16 protein-coding genes are annotated in these 19064 nt (G+C 37.7%); all 16 read left to right on the top strand.

What is annotated here, in order from left to right:
* The first annotated feature begins 103 nt into the window (after positions 1 to 103).
* The 16 genes from IGJ39_RS13330 to IGJ39_RS13255 all read left to right on the top strand — a co-directional run bounded on the left by IGJ39_RS13330 (position 104) and on the right by IGJ39_RS13255 (position 18931).
* On the top strand, positions 104 to 1594 hold the full coding sequence (locus tag IGJ39_RS13330; RefSeq protein ID WP_019722718.1) for a phytoene desaturase family protein: 1491 nt from the start codon (positions 104 to 106) through the stop codon (positions 1592 to 1594).
* A complete protein-coding gene (locus IGJ39_RS13325; RefSeq protein WP_195339450.1) occupies positions 1581 to 2477 on the top strand; it encodes a phytoene/squalene synthase family protein in 897 nt (298 codons plus the stop codon). Before IGJ39_RS13330 ends, IGJ39_RS13325 begins: the two co-directional genes overlap by 14 nt.
* Before the next feature lie 364 nt (positions 2478 to 2841).
* Entirely contained in the window at positions 2842 to 3732 is an 891-nt protein-coding gene (locus tag IGJ39_RS13320; RefSeq protein WP_019722717.1) for an Rgg/GadR/MutR family transcriptional regulator, read from the top strand.
* Between the two features lie 141 nt (positions 3733 to 3873).
* A complete protein-coding gene (locus IGJ39_RS13315; RefSeq protein ID WP_019722716.1) occupies positions 3874 to 4167 on the top strand; it encodes a WXG100 family type VII secretion target in 294 nt (97 codons plus the stop codon).
* Between the two features lie 252 nt (positions 4168 to 4419).
* Positions 4420 to 7806 carry a type VII secretion protein EsaA gene (gene esaA / locus IGJ39_RS13310; protein ID WP_438764968.1) on the top strand — a complete coding sequence of 1129 codons (3387 nt, stop codon included), beginning with the start codon at positions 4420 to 4422 and terminating at the stop codon, positions 7804 to 7806.
* 46 nt (positions 7807 to 7852) lie between these two features.
* Positions 7853 to 8305, top strand: a complete 453-nt coding sequence (locus tag IGJ39_RS13305; RefSeq protein WP_229048970.1) for a hypothetical protein — start codon at positions 7853 to 7855, stop codon at positions 8303 to 8305.
* A gap of 13 nt (positions 8306 to 8318) precedes the next feature.
* Positions 8319 to 8594 (top strand): hypothetical protein, encoded by a 276-nt coding sequence (locus IGJ39_RS13300; protein ID WP_010734040.1) that lies wholly within the window; start codon positions 8319 to 8321, stop codon positions 8592 to 8594.
* Positions 8591 to 9763, top strand: coding sequence for a type VII secretion protein EssB (gene essB, locus IGJ39_RS13295; RefSeq protein ID WP_195339453.1), 1173 nt, complete (start codon positions 8591 to 8593; stop codon positions 9761 to 9763). Before IGJ39_RS13300 ends, essB begins: the two co-directional genes overlap by 4 nt.
* Positions 9750 to 14162 carry a type VII secretion protein EssC gene (gene essC, locus IGJ39_RS13290; RefSeq protein ID WP_195339454.1) on the top strand — a complete coding sequence of 1471 codons (4413 nt, stop codon included), beginning with the start codon at positions 9750 to 9752 and terminating at the stop codon, positions 14160 to 14162. Before essB ends, essC begins: the two co-directional genes overlap by 14 nt.
* Entirely contained in the window at positions 14159 to 14560 is a 402-nt protein-coding gene (locus tag IGJ39_RS13285) for a DUF4176 domain-containing protein (protein ID WP_019723818.1), read from the top strand. The genes essC and IGJ39_RS13285 overlap by 4 nt, the downstream gene beginning before the upstream one ends.
* Before the next feature lie 11 nt (positions 14561 to 14571).
* Positions 14572 to 14826 (top strand): hypothetical protein, encoded by a 255-nt coding sequence (locus IGJ39_RS13280; protein WP_010734044.1) that lies wholly within the window; start codon positions 14572 to 14574, stop codon positions 14824 to 14826.
* A gap of 9 nt (positions 14827 to 14835) precedes the next feature.
* Positions 14836 to 15186 carry a hypothetical protein gene (locus tag IGJ39_RS13275; RefSeq protein ID WP_019723819.1) on the top strand — a complete coding sequence of 117 codons (351 nt, stop codon included), beginning with the start codon at positions 14836 to 14838 and terminating at the stop codon, positions 15184 to 15186.
* Positions 15177 to 16769 carry a hypothetical protein gene (locus tag IGJ39_RS13270; protein WP_019723820.1) on the top strand — a complete coding sequence of 531 codons (1593 nt, stop codon included), beginning with the start codon at positions 15177 to 15179 and terminating at the stop codon, positions 16767 to 16769. The genes IGJ39_RS13275 and IGJ39_RS13270 overlap by 10 nt, the downstream gene beginning before the upstream one ends.
* Positions 16770 to 16774: 5 nt before the next feature.
* Entirely contained in the window at positions 16775 to 17686 is a 912-nt protein-coding gene (locus IGJ39_RS13265; RefSeq protein ID WP_195339455.1) for a hypothetical protein, read from the top strand.
* 35 nt (positions 17687 to 17721) lie between these two features.
* Entirely contained in the window at positions 17722 to 18606 is an 885-nt protein-coding gene (locus tag IGJ39_RS13260; protein WP_039730073.1) for a hypothetical protein, read from the top strand.
* Positions 18599 to 18931, top strand: coding sequence for a DUF4176 domain-containing protein (locus IGJ39_RS13255; RefSeq protein WP_019723025.1), 333 nt, complete (start codon positions 18599 to 18601; stop codon positions 18929 to 18931). Before IGJ39_RS13260 ends, IGJ39_RS13255 begins: the two co-directional genes overlap by 8 nt.
* Positions 18932 to 19064 lie beyond the last annotated feature (133 nt).

Raw genomic sequence — 19064 nt, 5'->3', positions numbered from 1 at the left:
TGTTATTTGAGCGTTTTATTTTATGACATAACAAATTTAATGATATCCTAAAATTTATCAGATGATAAAAATTTATAGAACAAGAATTGAGTAGGTGGATGTCATGAAAAAAGTCATTGTAACAGGTGCAGGAGTTGCGGGATTAAGTGCAGCTGTACGCTTGCAAAAATTAGGCTATGAAGTAACATTGTACGAAAAAGAAAGTGGCCCTGGCGGCAAGATGAATCAAATCAAAAAAGATGGGTTCACGTTTGATGTGGGGCCAACGATCGTGATGATGCCTGAAATCTATCGCGAAGTATTTGAATTTTGTGGGAAAGATCCGGATGACTACATTCCGATGGAAAAAGTCGATCCTATGTTGAAACTCTATTTCAATAAAGAAGAACCAATCGAATTTTCAAATGATCTCATTGAATTGACCAAAACGCTCGAAGCGATTTCCCAAGAAGATGCGCAAGGCTATTATGCGTTTCTAGCGGATATCTACAAGCGTTATCACATAGCCAAAGAAGCATTTATTACTAAATCCTTTCGTGGTTTTTGGGATTTCTATAATCCTAAATCACTATGGGCAGGGATTCGTCTAAGAACATTTAGTGATGCGTATTCATCGATTGCTAAATTTGTTAAAGATGAACGTTTGCGAAAATCATTGGCGTTCCAAACCTTATACATCGGTGTTTCCCCATACCAAGGTCCATCGTTATATACGATTATCCCGATGATCGAACTTTTATATGGCGTTCATTTTATCAAAGGAGGTATGTATACTTTAGCAACCTCACTAGCTAACTTATTAGAAGAATTAGGTGGAACGATCCATTATAATACACCCGTTGATGAATTGATCATTGAAGATAAAGTGGCAAAAGGTGTTCGAATCGGACAAGAACGAATAGAAGCAGATGCGGTCGTTTGTGGTGCCGATTTCCCTTATGCAATGAAAGAGTTGATTCCTGATGAAAAGAATCGTGGGAAATATACGGATAAGAAAATCGATAAGATGGAATACTCTTGTTCTTGTTTCTTACTATACTTAGGTCTAGATAAAAAATATCCCGGGGACTATCTCCACAGCATCTATTTCGCAGATGACTTCAAACGAAATGTGGATGATTTATTTGAAGATGGTCGTTTACCGGAAGATCCATCCTTTTATCTATACCGTCCTACGATCATGGATGAATCATTAGCCCCTGAAAACCATGAAGGATTATATGTATTAGTACCAGTTCCAGAACTTTCAAAATACGAAGATTGGTCAGAAGCGAAAGTCCAAGAATATCGTCAAAAAGTATTGACATTATTAAAAGAAAAGACGGACTTTACTGATATTGAAGAGCATATCGTTTCAGAAAGTTTTTATACACCAAAAGACTTTGAACAACATTTCAATGCCTATAATGGTGCAACATTTGGGTTGAAACCAACCTTAAAACAAAGTAACTATTATCGACCTCATAATAAATTTGCTTCTGCTGAGAATCTTTATTTCTGTGGTAGCAGTACACATCCCGGAGCTGGTGTACCAATCGTGATGCAAAGTGCTAAGCTTGCGGTAGAGGAGTTGGTTAAAGATGACAAAAACTAATCAGGAACTGTTTGAAAAACACGCAGACGATTTTGCCTATTGTGAAATTGTGATAAAAAAATATTCAAAATCGTTTTACGCTGCGTTTTCTCAACTTCCTGAAGAAAAAGCAAAAAGTGTCTATGCCATTTATGCTTTTTGTCGCTTGGCAGATGATACAGTTGACTTAGCGCATAGTGAGGAAGAATTGTTGGCACTAAAACACCAACTAGATGCTTTCTCCATGGGTAAAATTCCTGATGAACCAATTTGGCGTGCCTTGTCGGTTGTTTTTTCCGTTTATCCCATGACCTTGTCTCCGTTCTACGACATGATCGCAGGTCAAAAGCAAGATTTAGTCTTTACACAGCCAGAAACATTGGCTGACTTAGAAGACTATTGTTACTATGTCGCAGGTAGTGTCGGCTTGATGTTGTTACCTTTATTATCTGACCAAGCAGAAAAAATCCAGTCACAGGCAAAAAGACTGGGTGAAGCAATGCAACTCACAAACATTTTACGAGATATCGGTGAAGATAATAAAATGGGACGAATTTATTTACCAAAGGAAATGATGCGTGCCCATGGTGTGACTGAAACCATGTTACAAGCAGATAAACCTGCGAAGCCATTGATTGATCTATGGGAAGCGGTAGCTAATGAAGCAGAGAAAAAATATGAAACTTCTTTTACGATGCTGCCGTTTATTGACCGTAATTGTCAACTCGCATTAACTGCTGCTGCAATGATCTATAGAGAGCAATTAAGCGTAATCAGAGAAAATAACTATTTCATGTTAGATCGTAAAAACTATGTCAGTCAGATAAGAAAAATCCAACTGCTGAGAAAAGCAAAAAAATATGTAGAAACCCTAATAAATAGTCCACAACAATCAACATTATAATTGGTATGATAGCATTGATAATCTGATGTATCAGAAAACGGAATGAGCACTCGCGGAAAGTACCGTTGCGAGTGCTCATTCTTTGTTTATCATGACATTTTGAACAAAAAATACATTGTTTATTCCATTATTATCGCTCTTATAAATAACATCAATGTTTTTCTGTTCTGTTTTTTTGTATTTATAAGTAAAGTCTTTATATTTAAAAACGATGGTTATTATAAATAAATGTAATATTCAAACGAGAATGATGGTAAGATTATAATAAACGGGGATTTTTAGCTTTATCAAATTTCAATCATAGAAGCTCTTTCTATAAAATCTTTGAGTTCAAGATTCAGTGAAAGAGGTCAGGAGTGAAAAAATGGAAGTATGGGAGATCGTTGAATTTGTCAGAAAGCAAAAAGGAATAACGATTGCAGAACTTTGTGGAGAGGAAGCTAGTCGTTCTGTTTATAAACGTTTTATTCAAAATAAAGCAGATACGACAGTCAGTAAGTTGACTTATTTTTTGAAAAAATTAAATTTGGACTATGATGAATTGCAGTTATTTAATTTTCCCAATGATTTATCTGAGGTCAATCGATTGATGCAAGAAGCGGTAGTCGCTTTTGAAAAGAAAGATAGTTTAGAATTACATAGTATTATCATGTTGTATGAAACAGAAGAACCTGATTCTCAAAGAGAACGTCATCTAATCAGTCTTTGTCGCTTGATGATCGCTCAATTAAAAGAGGAAAAAATCGATGTGCTATCTTCAGAGGTTTATCAGTATTTAATGAAGGCACAAACATGGACTCGCTACGAAATTTTTTTGTTTACTAATTGTATGTATGCGTTCCATCCTAAATTTATCGATTTGATTTTAGAAAAGTCGTTTCTTAGTTTGGCGGTCTACGAAGAAAACCGCAGCGGGCAAAGTGAGACATTTCGCATGTTGGCAAATGGCCTCATTCTATTTATTAAAAATCAGGATCTCCGCCTGGTTTGGAAATATGGGGCGAAGTTAGAAGAGTATTTCCTTGAAGAAGAACTATACTATGAGCGTAACTTGCAACTATTTTTACAAGGCGTCTGGTATGTGATCAAAGGTAATAAGAAAGGGAAGTATCACGTAAAAAACGCTTTAGCAGTCAGTTGCTACTTGGATTCAAAGCAACAATATCAAAAAAAATACGAACTGTTACGCTTCGTGGAGCAGGCGTACCATGTTGATTTTGAACTCAAGAATGAGTTTCCCCCCGCTAGTAATTGAATGCTATCTTAAAATAACTAATCTTATACGAAAAGAATTGTGCGTATACGACGAAGATCAACCTTATTCGGCGTATTTTATTTTGACCAGTTGAAAATCAAGTATGATGAACTAGTCAAAAAAATTTTAGGAGGTACAAAAATGGCAGGAGTAATTGCAGTCACACCCGAACAACTGAAGTCACAAGCACAGGTTTATTCACAGGCAGCCTCTCAGATCCAAGAGGCGATCCGTAAAGTAAATTCAATGAACCAACAAATCAGTCAACAGTGGAAAGGACAAGCATTTCAAGCTTATTTGGAACAATACAACCAGTTAGAAGGTAATGTTCGTCAAATGGAAGAACTTCTTGAGAGCATCAATCAGCAGTTGAACAAGTATGCTGATACGGTTGCAGAACGCGATCGTCAAGATGCAGGTTCGTTTGGATTTTAACTTGATGTTCAAACAGAAGTCACTTTGCTAGTTTTTCTTAAACGAATCACATGTGCAACAATACACAATGTGCAGCAGAGCATCTCAGCTATAGCCTAAAAAGAGGATATGACAGAAGTGCACATCGCCATGATATAAGCGTCAAAATCCGAAATCAGCTAGCTATTTTTGGATTTTGACGCTTATTTTGAAAGGTAGAAATACAGACAAGTCACTTCTGACCCCATGCTCTTTTAGAAGGAGGAGAACAACTTGAAAAACCATCTGAAGCAAAAGCAGCCATTTATCCTTGCGATCATCGCAAGTTTATCTTTGCTTCTTTTCTTTGCTTATATTGGCTTTAAAGAAAAGAGTATCATCACGAGCACCGCCAGCCCGACGACAAAAATGCAATATGTTTTGGTAAATGAGGATCGAGGAGCAGATTTTGAAGGTCAGCAGTACTTGTTAGGAACCGATTTTGTGACACTGATCAATAAAGATACTGCCAATCGTTGGGAAACGACTACGCGTAATATTGCAACAGCAGGACTAGAGAACGGCCAATTCGATGCAAAAATCATTATTCCCCAAGATTTTTCGGAAAAACTATTATCTTTACAAAGTATCAATCCAGAAAAAGCGATCATCGAATACCAAGTTCGAGATGGTCAAAATGAGATAACTAACCAAATGATCGAAGAACAAGTGAATCAGATTTTAACAAACTTCAATCAGCGTGTTGTGCAGATGTATTTCTCTAGTATTGTAGGAAATCTCTCTGAAGCGCAGCAAAACGTGAATAAAATGACGAATACACATAGCAATTATCAGCAAAATCTAGAAAATAGTATCTATCAGCCATTCCAAAATATTCCAGACAACTATGCGAGTGTATTAGACTCAACTAGTATGTTAGATACAACAAATAGTGCATTCAAGGCACAACAACAGGCCTTTGTTGATTCGGTACAATCTCTTTTGGAGCGCAATAATACAAGTTTAGAAGAGACTCACAAAGAGACAGAAAATGTTCAGGAGACAATTGTTGATTATACAAAAGAAGCGAATGAAAAAATCACTGGAGCGATCGATCAATTCAATCAACAAGTCATCTTACAAAAAAATCAATTAACCACTCAGTGGGAGAACGCAACAACTGATTATAGAAATCAATACGACTTGTTCAATGATGCGATTTTAGCTCAATTTAGTAACTTTTATACACCAAATGAACAAAATAGTTTCGGTATTTATTGGGATTTCTTGGCTCAGGCAACGGCGTTTCAAACCAATCAACAAACCCGCATCGAAGAGATCCAACAACAAATTACTGAGTTGGAGAGTCAAGTAGAACAGCTAGAACGCTTAAAAGGTCAAATTGCCAATGCGTATTATAATGATCCGACAAGTACACCCGCAACTGCGACAGAAGTTCAAGTGAAAAATGCGATTATCAAATTGATGACAAATCAAAGCAATGAACCCAAATTAGATGGGGCGTACCAATCAGTTATCGAGGAGACATTGCCCCGGATCTCGGTGGATAGTTTAGCTCTATTATTAGCTGAATTACAAAATCAAGCAGTGATCAGTCAGGATCAGGCCGCCATTTTCAATGATGAGCTAGCGATTGTTACACGCTATGCCCATGATTTTGACCGACCAATCGGAAGTGAAGCCTCTTTTGCTTATCTTGAACCGAAAGCACAACATGATGCAATGATTTCTTTACCCACCACCAATCAACAGATGTCAATTGAGTTAAATCAAGATACGTTCCTCTCGATACAAGCAGAAGAAGAGCAGCAAGGAATCCTCTTTTTTGATCCAACATATGATTTTACAGAAATGGAAACTCAATTGAATCAGTTACTAGCCCCCTACAACTATGAAACAGCAATCCGAGTAGATACAAATCATTCATTCACAATCGTACAACCTTGGACGATTGAACCGAAGGAGGAAACGGAAGAGACATACCAGCGTATAGAATATCATTCGCTACCAGATAAATTGAACTTTGAAGTAAGCATTCCTTTAAAGTGGCAGTTGACTCCAGAACAACAAACTACTTCATACAATCAGGTGTTTTACACATGGATGATCAATGAACGCGAACAACCAATGAGTGAATTCTCGGTATATCTTCCAATGGATCAGCCATTGATTGATGATGTGCCACACATCTTGGAACAGTTTCAACTATTAAGTACGACTGCGCAACAAATCGTCACGCTATTTGGTGCACCGCACCATTCTATAACGATTCCCGCATATCGACAGATGATCGATCAACCAGAAAATACGGGGAGCTCCCTTATTGAATTAGCTGATTCTCGTTCGATCTACTGGCTATATAACAATCTTCAGGAAAGCGATAAACCTTCGATGATCAGTGAACAACTATATCAGGAATACAAAAAAACAGGGGATCAGTTGTATAGCGATACCGAGAATCAAATCATTGCATTACAAGCAGTCATTGGTTCTCCTGGGACTAAAGAACCTGAAGAACTAAAACCAACCTTGTACGGTACCTTGCAACTAATGACATTACCACAAACATTTATGGAAGAAGCGGACAAATTAAACCACTGGTTCGCCTCTGCGAATCAACAAATCCATGCAGTATACGACAGTTGGCAGCAAACGGCACAAACAGAAGCGGAATCTGTCATCTCGGAAGAAAATCCACATCCTAAAGAAAATGAATACGCTCTGATTGAAGCTCAAACAGCCAGTCTGATCGAAACGATGCAAGGCTTGATGGCAAGTTCAAAAGCAGCAGCTGAAGTTACCGGTCAATCTGCGGCAGAAGTAGCTGATATCACACCTACGATCGATCAGCTAAAAGAATCGACCATCGAAGTACAAGAGAATGCCACCACTATTTTAAGTAATCTAAGTACCTCTCTTGATGAATCAGCACAGACTGTCTCTGAAAATCAAACATATGCCGAATCATTTAGTGAAGTCCTTTCGAATACAAAGAATGGAGGAGCAGACAATCCACATGTCTTTAATTTTTTAGCAAGTCCAATTTTAGGACAAGGAAGCTTTGGCCAAACAAGACAAAGCTCATTGACTCCTTACTATGTGACATTGATCGGTGGCTTTATGATTCTGTTAGTATCCTTTCAATTGTCTAGCGTGATGAAAAAACGTGTAGTGACTTCTGTCGATTTGTTAGTCACACCGAACCGTATATGGAAAAACGTGCCTAATATGGTGGCGGTACTCAGTGTAACGTTAGTTCTGTCACTTATTTACAGCGTTTTAACGACCACAGTATCAGGAGTCGCGCATTCTTTTGTTTGGTTCGTTTATGCATTTTTAGTCTTTGCTAGTGGTCAATTGATTCTTTTAGGGTTCATGCGCCAATTCAAAAAAATCACGTTGTATTTATGTGGTGGGATTTTTGGCTTGTTCTTCATGTTGACTCCTTTGTTGGGCGTAGCAATCAAAAATGGCTCGTTGACAGAATGGCTCTATCGTCTGTCACCTTTACAGAATATTCAAAACGGGTTTAATGTGCTGATGAATGAGGGTGCCATCGGTTGGGGAAGTTATCTCATGCTCGTTCTATTCCTGATATTTGGAGTGATACTGAATTTTATTGTCCGACCAGAAGAGAAAAAAGAACGGTCAAATGAATAAACGGAGGTATAAAATGGTTCAGAAAAAAATAGGGGGACTTTTCTGTTTGTTGGTAGTTTTACTATTTTTAAGTCACCCGAATGTCGCAGTCTCTGCAAGCACACTCACTATCAATAACCATGTGATCTACCAAGAAAGGGAAGGCATCGAAGATCATAAAACAACATTTATAGTGCATGATTTATTTTTAGAAGATAAAACAAAATTAGACCAAGAACGTGTCCAACAACAAAGACAACAGATTTCTACTGCTCACAACCTCGTCTTTGTGTCGGAAGCAACTCCACAGCCACAGGTCTTTGAGCAAACAATTACACCCCAATTATTCAAAGAAGGGCAAATGTCTGTAGGACATCAGGCGTCAGCTAACCCAAATCACACAGCTATCCAGGGAAGAATTGTTTTGTGGATCTTACTTCTACTAGGAAGTATTTTACTGACTATTGGAGGCAATTATCTTGGTAAAAAGTTTTCACAGCAGAAATACAAAAATGATTAAAGGACTGTTGTAGTTGGATAGAAATCAAGCAATTGGGATAAGTTTACAAGTCAAAGAAGAAATCATTGACTTACAGATCCCGACCCAAGTAACGATTACACGATTAAAAGAATTACTAAAGGAATCTTTCATACAAAATGGTTCGTCCTTGCCAGAGGTGTTCGACTTAGTGGTATTGAATAAACCGATCCGCTTAAAGGAAGAGGCATATGTGGCAGACTATCCATTAAGTGAAGGCGATCATTTACTGATCCATGAATCTCAACAAAAATCGGAGGAACGAACGTGACCCACATAAAAGATATTTCTGAAACGATCATGATTGAGACAACAACTGATGCTGTCAAAGTGACACTGAATGCTAAGCAATACCAACTCGATCGTTTAGAACAGTATCAACTATTCTTAACACAGAAAAAACACTTGCTCTCTGGACAGATCGTAGAATCTTCAGAGGAAAAACTCGTCATTCAATACCAGAAAAGTAAACAAATCTATTCTTTGCAAGAGTACCTTAAACGAACAGAACTTTTTCAACGATTATTACTTGCACAAAAAATCAATTTCTTATCCGAATTTTTGAGTAGCCCGATCCAGCCGTTCATCCATCCAGCCAATCTATTTCTATTTGGAGAAGAAATCATCGTAGCACATAGAGGTTTTGCGCATTCAATTATTCCTTATGAAATAACCGAAGAAGAATTTTTGAAGCAATATCGTGCCTTGATCCTGACAATTTTACATCCTAAGTTCGATTATGAGCAACTGATTGAAGGAAATGGCACATTGAAGGACGAGTTTTCTAAACGAATCCAAAGAGCAAACAGTGTCGCAGAAATCGACCGCATGATTGGCGAACAAGTCGTACAGCAGAAAACGAAACGTGCATCAGAAATTCAAATGGTGAACAAAAGAAGCTACTTTATGTTTAAGTGGGGCACGCTTTTATTAAGTATTTCAACAATAGGTTTAGCGCTTACAACAGGTATCTATGCGTTTGATAAACTTCCCGCACAAGAACGGATCAGTTCTGCTGAAACGCAATATATTGCTAATAATTATGCTGGTGTTTTGACCACATTAAAAGATGATAAACCCGAAGATCTCCCTTCTGGTGCCCAATATGTCGCTGCAGTCAGCGCGGTACAGCTGGATAATTTGTCGAATGAGCAAAAGACAGCTATCTTAAATAACATTTCCCAAAAATCAAATGAGAATACTTTGCTTTACTGGATCTATATTGGACGGGGGGATTTTGAACGATCATTAGATATCGCACAAAACCTCGGCGATCATCAATACATTTTACATGCCTACACCAAACTATACGACGCGACGCGAGCAAACAACAAGATGAGTGGACAGAAGAAGCAAGAGTTATTAACAAGTTATGAGGAAGAAATCAATAAGTACTTAGAAATCTTAGAAAGCGAGACGGATAGTAATGAAGCAAACTAAGCCAATTTCAATAACTGATCAAATCCAACATTCCGTTTCAGTTCTTTATGATCTTTTTTACTTTGGTTCGACGTTTATTCATAAACAAATAACAGAAAAAAACAATCAAGTAATACTGGACGATCGAACACTCTCCTGTGAAGACGGACAGCTTTTTTGTGGAGAAGAATTAGTCAAGGATGAAAAGTTTCTCCTCGTTCATCATGAAAATTTGAAAACGGTAATCGTCAATAAGCCAAGGGAAAGCGTCTATCTATCAAATACACAAGACTCGGCGATCCGTATTGATTCGAATGCGTTGATTTTTATTCATCGTAATAGTACTGATGACTATCAAATAAAAATCTATCCTAGTAAGGCCAAGATTTATTACAATCACCAACGTGTAGAAAAAGGTGTATTTCCATTTTCTGTAGGCGATCAATTGATCATTGATTATCTCATGATTGAGATGCGTGAGAAACAATTAAAGATCTCAGATTTAAAAAATCAGCTACAGTTGGACCCTTGGCAGTTGCTCGAAGAACCCTACATTCCCGAGTATCCAGAAAATTTTCCAGCATTTAGGCGTAGTCCAAGAATCCATTTAAAAGAGCCAAAAGAAAAAATAGAGATCCAAGCGCCTAAGCAGAAATCTAATGAAGGAAAGAATGAGTGGTTGAAAACTATCGTTCCACCGTTAGGTATGGTTGTTTTAAGCGGTGCGACAAGCTTTTTGAGCGGGGGCAATCCAGTTATGTTGATCAGTATGGGAGGTGCTAGTTTACTTACAACAGGTTTTTCTGTGTCGAGTTATTTTACAAACAAAAAAGAAATCAACAGAAAAAATCATATGAGAGAAGAGCATTTCCGTCAGTATATGATCAAAAAAAAGTCAGAGCTTAATGTCTTACAGCAAACACAAAAAACAGCATTAGAATATATGAATCCTTCACTGGATGAATTAGCATTGATGGCTAAAGATTATCATGCGAGGATTTATGAACGTATGACAGTGAACGAAGATTTTTTGACTGTCCGCCTAGGAATCGGCGAAATCAATGCTAGTTTTCAAACAAACTTTCAGCCGGTAGAAGAGGATGAACTGAGTAATGAAGCGTTTGAGCATCTTAATAGTCCCTATAAACAACTTGGAGATGCCCCGATCATCGTTTCACTTTTGGAACAGACGGTTGGCTTAGCAGGAACACCAAGTATTTTACGAACAGCATTACAACTCCTATTATTTCAGTTATGTGTGTTGCATTCTTATCGAGACGTCGAATTCATTACACTGATCCCGTCGGAAGAGTACGAACAACATTGGCGAGAATGGCGTTGGTTACCTCATAATAAAATCCGTTCTTTAAATCTAAGAGGAATGGTGCATACCCCCCAAAGTCGAGACATGATTTTGAATTCTTTTTATCAAATAGTGGCAAAAAGAAAACAACAAGTCCGTGAAGCGGGAAATGAAAAGGTACATTTTCAGCCACAGTATGTTTTTTCGATTTTGGATGAAAGTTGGTTGGCAGGTCATGGATTGAACGAGTTTTTAGCCGAAAACTTAGGAGACTATGGAATCACGGTCATTTGGGGAAAAGAAACGTTGAATATGTTGCCAGAAACAACGACTACTTTAATTGAATATCAAAGCAATGAAGCAGCAACGTTGATTAATCAGGACAATGAATATGTGAACCAGCGTTTTATTCCCAATCATTTGCCGACAACCTATCCAATCGAAAAAGCCATTCGGCGTTTGGCGAATCTTCATCATGTGGAAGTAGAGAAAAATGCCGTACCTGACAGCTTGAGTCTATTGGATCAATATGAGGTCAAGACAGTTGAAGAACTAGCGATTTCAAATCGCTGGGCTACTGCGGAACCTAATAAATCGATTCGTTCATTAATTGGTTGGCGTGGAAAAAAAGATTTAGTTTACTGGGATCTACATGAACGAGTCCATGGACCACACGCCTTAGTCGGCGGTACAACTGGTTCAGGGAAATCTGAATTTTTAACGACTTATTTGATCGGCTTAGCAATCAATTTTTCACCAGAAGATATTGGTATGTTGATTATTGACTGGAAAGGTGGCGGAATAGCCAACACCTTAGATCATTTGCCCCACTTTATGGGCGCAATCACTAATTTGGATGGCGCTGGAACTACGCGAGCCTTAGCAAGTATCAAAGCGGAGCTAGCGAAACGCCAAAGAGAGTTTGCCAAATATGGCGTAAACAATATCAACGGGTACATGACTTTGTATAAACAAAGAAAGACCCCAAAACCAGAGGTTATTTATCCACAAAAACCTTTGCCCCATTTGATTTTAGTTTCGGATGAATTTGCGGAGCTTAAAGCCAATGTTCCAGAATTCTTAGATGAGCTCACTTCTGTTGCCCGAATCGGCCGTTCATTGGGTGTCCATTTGATTTTAGCTACCCAAAAACCTTCTGGCGTAGTCAATGATCAGATCGAAGCCAATAGTACGAGTAAAATTGCCTTGAAAATGGCGAGTGTCCAAGACTCGAATGAGCTACTCAAAACACCAGATGCCGCACAAATCACGAATCCCGGAAGAGGTTACTTGAAAGTTGGCGAAAATGAAGTGTATGAATTATTTCAAAGTGGCTATGCTGGTGTTCCTTATGATCCGGAACAATTGATCGAAGAAGTGATCGATGAGCGGGTCTTTAAAATCAATGAATTGGGCCAATTGGAATTGCTCTATGATCCAGATATCGAAATCATTCAAGGAAAAGATACACGAGATTTGCCGACACAATTAGAAGCTGTGATTGATAAGATCAAGACAATCTTTGCCGATTCTACCTACAAATTGCCGGATAAGCCATGGCTACCGAACTTAGATAAGCAGATTATGGCGCCAAAAATAAAACAGTCAGAAGTTCGTAATCTAGCTATCCCATTTGGTTGTTTAGATATTCCTTCTGAACAAAAACAAATGAATTATACCTTCAATCTCGAAGAAGCGAGTCACACATTGATCGTAGCTAGTCCAGGCTATGGGAAGTCGACAGTGTTACAAACTCTTGTAATGAACCTTGCCCGTCAAAACACCCCTGCAACGATCCAGTTTCATTTAATTGATTTTGGGAATAATGGTTTATTAGTACTCAAGGAATTACCCCATATTGCGGATATAGCGACTTTGGAAGAAGATGAAAAACTGCAAAAAATGCTTGATCGCATCGAAAAATTATTGGCAGCACGCAAAAATTTGTTCAAGCAAGCTGGTGTCGCGAATCTAACGCAATACGAAACAAGAACAAGAGAAAAATTACCGATCTTAGGAATCATTCTTGATAGTTATGATGGCCTGAGCTTGGAAGATAAGCGCAAAGATAGAATCGACGAAGTGCTTCTTCAACTACTAAGAGATGGTGCCAGTTTGGGTATCTTTCTTGTGATGACCGCGAATCGTGTAGGAAGTATTCGGACTAACATGATGAGCAATATTGCCACTAAGATAACGCTATATTTAAATGATGAAAATGAAATAAATATGATCATGGGCAGAAATGCTTTGTCACCTGAAGCAATCAATGGTCGCGGACAAGTCTTACTGGCTGCGCCAACTACCATTCAGTTTTATCTTCCAACGAATGGGAAAAATGATGCTGAGTTACTTCAAAATCTGGAAGAAGAAATAATAGAAATCAATCAAGCTTGGACAGGCGAACGTCCTGAGAAAATTCCAATGGTGCCAGAAAATCTAACACAGAAAAGTTTCGCTTCTTATTTTGTACAAGATGACGAAAACAAACTGTATTTAGGATTGAACAAAGGTACTTCATTAGTAGAATCGTTCGACTTGTTCCAGCGCATGAGATTAGGGATCTTTTTCAAATCCAATAAGCAACTTCGTGCGATGATGCCTTGGCTGCTTCAACAAATTTGTCAAGAAAGACAAGAAGAAGTGGTGTTGATCGATGCAAATGGAACACTCGAACCAGCAAAGCCGAAAGTTTCACTATATTTGGACCGTTCATGTCTTAGTGAAAAAGCAACAGCCCTAAAAGGGGCTTTAGAAGCTCTCTTAACAAATGAAACTGGCAAGAGAATCATCATTATCAATGGTATCGCAGACTTGGTCGATAAATTAACATTGAACCCTGAGGAAGTTACCGCTCTGCTAAGTGGAGGAAACGAGCATTTACAGTTTGTTTTTCTCGATCATATGACGAAAGTGGGTAATACCTTTGGCGGAATCACTATGTTCGTAAAAGAAAACATCGATCATATTTTATTTGGTGGAAGCTTACAAAATCAATTATTTATTGAAAATCTTTCTTATCAAGAAAAAAACGCAATAGTTGCTAAAAACGTCCTACACAGTTTGAAGGATGAACACTTGGAAGCTTTGGTGTTTCCTACGGAGGAAGAAGCATGAGAGAAGAAATGATCACACCGTTTTTGCCACTAGGTAGTATCTTAAGACTAGTTGGGACAGAGGATGACCAACTGCTCTATTTTGTCGTTGCTCGTGCCATCGCTAAAAATGAAGAAGAAAAAGTGATATCGAGATATCGAGTAGCCCCCCATCCGTTTGGCGATGTGCCAAGCCAAGAAGTTTTTTCTATCCATGCCGATCAAATCACAGAAGTGCTGTTTGAAGGCTTTCAAAACCAAGACGATGAAGAATTTTTAGATGATTTGCTGAAGCAACTTAGGGATGCGCCCACTAGACCACAACTCGTGCAAGAGGAGCAACCTGTACCGATTGTAGAAACCATAAAAATCAATGAAGAAGAGAGATTAAAAGAAGACCCATTCTATCAATTCAGATAAGGAGAAAAAAGATGCCGAAAATCGCTTCTCAGGAATCCACTGCAACAGCAGCCGTATCAGGAATAAAAAATGTATCTGTTAGTAGTAGTAAAACAAGTTCTTTAAGCAAGAGCACGATCAGCAGTATGAAAACAGGAGTAGAGGTCAGTAACAACCTACTCACCGATATTTCAAATCTAGTTACTTGTGTCAATGAACAGGCAAACAAATTCCCTCAGCTTGCTCAAGCAATCGCAGTCAGAGACAGTCAAACAAGATTCAAGTAAGGAGTCAGTATGGAAAAGGAAGAGTTGCTCGCTGAATATGAGCGTAAAATCAGCAACAATGAACAACGATTGGAGCATCTGAGCAAAGAAAAACAGCAGTTAAAACAATGTATGCATCATTTAGAGATGGATATGCGAAAAAGCTTTCGAGAAATCCAACAATTCACAGAAGAATTAGTATCTCAAGGAAATCAAGTTGCTCGTTGGGAGAAGAATGAGAATGAAGGAAAAACAACTTACTTCACACAGTTGGTAGAAAACCAACAGCACCAACTAGATCAAGAATACTTAAAAGGTGTGATCAAACTTGAAGAAGAACGTACGGAACTTCAGAAAGAAAGGAATAAACGATGGGACTAATTTATTCAGCCACAGAGTCTTCTAATTTAATGAGCAATCTGACCACTAATTTATCGCTTGCTCGTACAACGATCACCCAACTACGAACAGGTAGTCAACAAGTTGTTCAAGCGGTTGATGGCAAAAAACTCTCAGGAGCTGCTTATCAAGCTGGGAAAGGGCTGTTTTCTGATTTGATCATTCCTACAATCAATCGGGTAAACACTGCGGTGCAAGGGATTCAGTCAGTCTTGAATCTTTACTCTTCCGCACACCAAATGATTGCCAGTGAAGGATACTTGGACGAAGATAATTTAAGCGGACAGATTCGTGCCAAAACATTCGCTAAACAATCGATCGATAACCACGCGCAGACGATTAGGCAGATCGCCAATACAAGCATATTACCCGGCATTACAGAAATGCTCAGTGATTTTCATCGAAACTTGATGCGAATGGCGGACAGCCTGCAAGAAGATATCTACAACTTGCAACGCAAACAACAAAAACTTCATGCCTTTAACTCCCAAACCAGTGGACTGTTCAATAACAGTCTGCTGGAATTGAAACTCGCCATGCAAAGCGTATTAGTCTTGAACCAAACAATCGTCAAGGCAGACGGTAGTTATGTATTGCCGAAAGGAGTGGATGGTAGTTGGTTTGAGAAGTACAAACCAAACGGACAAGCTTTGTTGGAAGAATCTTCAAACAATGCCTACTTAGAAATGTATGCGGAGATCGAAAAATTGGTCCAACCCCTGAAAGATGGGAAAACCGACACAATCAGACGACTTGAAATGTTGCTCAGCAATTATCCTGATGCATTGGTAAATAAGTTGGCATCCAACGATGAATTTTTGATGCTTGCTAATCATCTACCATCAGGTATGAAAAATAAATTATTTAGCGGTCTTGCAAAATACGAAATGTTCGGTAAAGCCGTTGCCCAAGGGAAATGGATTCCTAAAATCGATACGATAGGCAAAGCCTATCAAAATTTCACTAAATTTACCTCTCCCGTAAAAACCTATGTCAGAGAAGCCTTGAAGAAATCTCAATTTGTGCAAGGAGCTAAAAATTGGGGTGTTGCCAAAGGATTAGGAACGGCAGGCCAAGTAGCTACCTATGCGCAATTAGGCATCACTTTCGCCGCCAATGCTGTGAATGAATATGGAAAAACAGGAAGTATTGGCAAAGGAATAATAGGTGGTGGAATAGAGATGGTGAAGAGTATTGGTCCTTTAGAGGGAATGACGATTGGGAGTGCTATCGGAGGAGCTATTGGTACCGCAATCCCTATTCCGTTGTTGGGAACAGTATCGGGAGCTGTAGGAGGTTCACTAATTGGTGGAGCTATAGGAGGTATAAATAAGCTAGTGCAACTTGTTAAACCGGATATCTATGATCGTGCAAAAGATGGGGCTTATAGTTTACATGATAAGGCGTCTGAAGCTATAAATGATGTCACAAAAAAGATAGGGAAATCAGTGACACAAAATATACGGACCGTAAAACGTGCTTACAGCAACATTCAGGTAGTAGGTAAATCAATAGGAAAGGTGCTATCTTCAGTAAAAATATTAGGGGTTAGCGTTAGTGGATAAAAATCATGAAACAGCTATTCAATGCAACATTCGGAGAAAGTTTAAACTTAAGTAATGATACATTTGTTACTTTTATGAATAAAGACGTTAATCAATTACCCGATCCGACAGGTGGTAAAAAGGTAGTTGCTAGAGTTGTCGGAGTACTATTACTAGCCTTTTTAATAGGAATCAATTATTTGATCGCCGTTATATCCACAAAAATTAGTGCAGGAGAACTAGGACCTAGTCCACTTCCTACACCAGATATCAATTTTTTACCAATGTGGTTGTTTTATTTATTATTTTGTATCTGGCTAATTTTAGTTTTCATTTTTAGGGATAAAGGGGAGTATTACCTTACAAGAATAAGAGGTCAATTCAACTTAAACTTATATATCATTTGGTTAGTGATAGAGATGAATCTTTTATTCATAACTGTATTTTTTAAACCTCTTACCATTTTAGGTATGTTGTTCGTGCTAGGCTCAATCGGGCTAGTAGGCTATGTCGTGTTTAGGAGTAAAAAACGTACGATTGAATATGTGTTATATGAAGTTGAGAGAAAAAAAGACAGGGTAGATATACTGGTAGATAACGTAATGAAATTAGCAATAAAATATGGCTGGATGGTTGTGATTATCGTCATGATATGGAAATTCGTATTTCCAAATAGTGATGAAGTACGAACAGATTTTGTTGGATTCATAGGTATGTTAGGTATGTGGATAGCTATGGATATTGCAATAATTTTTGCAGAAGCCTATCTATATTTTCCCTATCTATTACAGGGGTATTATAAGAAAAAATACACAGAACAATACCGCAATTGGGAAAGGAAGAGTCAGCTAGAATGGTACGGAGAGAAGCATTTTAATAAGCATATCAAAGGAACTGATAGAGAAGAAACAACAAAAACACAAGGAGTAGATATTTAAAAATTAGAAGAGATTAACTCTAATTGGTGAAGAATATGAAAAAATTATTCAATGCGACGTTTGAACAAAGTTTAAATTTATTAGATGATCCATTAGTTGATTATATGATAAAAGATACATCTAAACGTTCGCTATATAACGGAGAAAGAAAAATTTTACCATTGATTCTATTTCTAATGCTAGTTCTTTTTTCTTACGGTATAGCTATTCTCTCAAGAAACTCCATTTTATATCCAAATCCTAGTAGTTTTCTTCCAGTTCCGAGCATTAATTTCTTGCCTCTAACCTTATTTTGGATATTGAATATTATCTATTTATGCTTTTTTATTTTTTTTCAAACGAAAAGTAGATTTAGTAACAAATTATTTATTAAGTTAAATAATTTGAATAACTACATCATACTGCTGGTTATACTAATGAACCTCTATTTTTTAACAATTTTTTTCAAGCCACTAACATTTTTTGGCACTCTATTTCTGTATCTATGTGTTATTTCAGTTGGATATGTATTGGTGATCAGTAAATTCAATAAACTAAAACGTCTTTTATTTAACCAGACTTCAGAAATGAACAGCTTTGACTCGAAAATAGAAAAATTAATGTATTTGATTTTAAAATGTGGTGGGGGTTTGATTGTTGTCGTGGGTATTTGGAAATTTATATTTCCAGATACTGGAGAAGTTCGTAACGATATTATTGGATTTACTAGCATCGTATTCATGTGGCAGGTGATGAATATTGTAATCATAGCTGCAGAAGCATACATGTTCTTTCCATACCTATTACATGGTTATTATAAAAATAAATTCTCAGAAGAGTATCGTCGTTTGGAAGGGAAAACACAATTAGAATGGTATGGAGAGAAATATTTTAACAAACATATCAAAGGAACTGACAAGGAGGAAATATATAATGAATGAGGGGAAAAAGTTATTACCATTAGGAAGTGTCGTGTTGCTTGAGGAAGGGTTACAAAAATTAGTCATCGTTGGAAGAGGTGCTGTATATACAGATCAACAGTCGAAAAAAGATACGTTTGCAGACTATATGGCAGTACTTTATCCCTCAGGATTAAATCCTGAGACCACGATTTTTTTTGATCATAAAAATATCGATAAAGTTGTTTTTGAAGGATATAGTGATGAAGAAGAAGTGAGATTTTTAGAGATCTATAGCAAGTGGGAGACTGACGTGAAGCAAGCAACCAGTAAACCACCCCAATCAATTCCGATTGGATTTGATTGACAGATGAGATACCATGTTATTTTAAAGTGTTTGAAATGCTTTTTCTATTTTAGGAAAATATAGGAAACAGACAAATTTGTAATCGTCTATTCAAAAAAGCCGAATCAACGGCGTTGCTTGTTGATTCGGCTTT

This window comes from Enterococcus sp. AZ140 (assembly GCF_051714405.1).
Taxonomy (GTDB): domain Bacteria; phylum Bacillota; class Bacilli; order Lactobacillales; family Enterococcaceae; genus Enterococcus_B; species Enterococcus_B pernyi.
Note: the sequence above shows the minus strand (reverse complement) of the source record. Positions and strands in the feature narration are given on the sequence as shown.

Excerpts from the sequence above, each read along its gene's own strand:
- IGJ39_RS13255 (WP_019723025.1), top strand. The coding sequence starts at position 18,599 with ATGAATGAGGGGAAAAAGTTATTACCATTAGGAAGTGTCGTGTTGCTT.
- IGJ39_RS13320 (WP_019722717.1), top strand. The coding sequence starts at position 2,842 with ATGGAAGTATGGGAGATCGTTGAATTTGTCAGAAAGCAAAAAGGAATA.
- IGJ39_RS13330 (WP_019722718.1), top strand. The coding sequence starts at position 104 with ATGAAAAAAGTCATTGTAACAGGTGCAGGAGTTGCGGGATTAAGTGCA.
- IGJ39_RS13325 (WP_195339450.1), top strand. The coding sequence starts at position 1,581 with ATGACAAAAACTAATCAGGAACTGTTTGAAAAACACGCAGACGATTTT.
- IGJ39_RS13270 (WP_019723820.1), top strand. The coding sequence starts at position 15,177 with ATGGGACTAATTTATTCAGCCACAGAGTCTTCTAATTTAATGAGCAAT.
- IGJ39_RS13260 (WP_039730073.1), top strand. The coding sequence starts at position 17,722 with ATGAAAAAATTATTCAATGCGACGTTTGAACAAAGTTTAAATTTATTA.
- IGJ39_RS13275 (WP_019723819.1), top strand. The coding sequence starts at position 14,836 with ATGGAAAAGGAAGAGTTGCTCGCTGAATATGAGCGTAAAATCAGCAAC.
- IGJ39_RS13280 (WP_010734044.1), top strand. The coding sequence starts at position 14,572 with ATGCCGAAAATCGCTTCTCAGGAATCCACTGCAACAGCAGCCGTATCA.
- IGJ39_RS13285 (WP_019723818.1), top strand. The coding sequence starts at position 14,159 with ATGAGAGAAGAAATGATCACACCGTTTTTGCCACTAGGTAGTATCTTA.
- IGJ39_RS13265 (WP_195339455.1), top strand. The coding sequence starts at position 16,775 with ATGAAACAGCTATTCAATGCAACATTCGGAGAAAGTTTAAACTTAAGT.
- IGJ39_RS13315 (WP_019722716.1), top strand. The coding sequence starts at position 3,874 with ATGGCAGGAGTAATTGCAGTCACACCCGAACAACTGAAGTCACAAGCA.
- essC (WP_195339454.1), top strand. The coding sequence starts at position 9,750 with ATGAAGCAAACTAAGCCAATTTCAATAACTGATCAAATCCAACATTCC.